Origin of the sequence: Empedobacter sp. GD03861, from assembly GCF_029840885.1 — a bacterium.
Taxonomy (GTDB): domain Bacteria; phylum Bacteroidota; class Bacteroidia; order Flavobacteriales; family Weeksellaceae; genus Empedobacter; species Empedobacter falsenii_B.
In genome coordinates this window covers 1-765 of record NZ_JAOCDJ010000099.1, presented here as the reverse complement: position 1 = coordinate 765, position 765 = coordinate 1, and the positions used below count along the sequence as shown (strand labels likewise).

1 protein-coding gene is annotated in these 765 nt (G+C 29.4%); it reads right to left on the bottom strand.

What is annotated here, in order from left to right; genetic code table 11:
* Nucleotides 1-69: 69 nt before the first annotated feature.
* Nucleotides 70-201: a transposase gene (locus N5D03_RS14900; RefSeq protein ID WP_114999214.1), complete on the bottom strand. Its 132-nt coding sequence runs from the start codon at nt 199-201 to the stop codon at nt 70-72.
* Between the last annotated feature and the right edge of the window lie 564 nt (nt 202-765).

Sequence of the window (765 nt, the reverse complement as noted above, 5' to 3'; positions counted from 1 at the left end):
TAACATTAGTAATTTATGAACAAATTGAAATAACTGTAAGAAAGCTTCTTTACCAAAAAGGACGCAAGTTTAACCAATTGTGGAATGCCAAGGTAGTTTTTCGTTTAAATCATGACCTAAAAATAAACGAATATCCAAACAGTTATTGCAATAGCGAATCATTGCTCTGTTGTTATTAATATTATTTAGATAACTGTCCATTCAAATCTTGAAAGAGACAATTAGATTATGAAATAAAACAAATTTCTACAATTAAAAACATGATAGCTTTGAAATTTCATATAGAAAACTTGCTGAAAAGGCGAGAGTCAATTTAGCGTAATGAGCGTAAAAATGGCTTACTGTTCGCGCAATCTTCCTCTCGTAAACCCAAAATAGTAACTCAAAAAGCGTGCTTTTCTCGTCAAAAACCTCGTATCTCACTTCTCACATCTAAAATTCTCAAAAAATATTTCCCATCGTACCAGCAACTTAAGAGTCGAATGTAAATTAATTGTAAAATGAGTTTGGAAGTTCGGAAAAATGGGTTGTATATTTGCAATCACAATACGAAAGACGAGTAGTATTGAAATTGACATAAGGACTTGTATAGCGACAAAATTATTTAAAAATAAATTTGCGAGTTTAGAAATAAGTATTACCTTTGCAAACCGATTCCGAAAGGAGTTTGAGAGTGAAAGTAAGAATTGACTTATTGAAATAAAAACTTTAAAATTTATCAAAATAAATTTTGTTAGTTAAAAAAATAAGTATTACCTTTGCAAT

What these genes read in the sequence shown, in the direction of transcription:
- N5D03_RS14900 (WP_114999214.1), bottom strand. Translation starts at nt 201, where the DNA reads ATGGACAGTTATCTAAATAATATTAATAACAACAGAGCAATGATTCGC.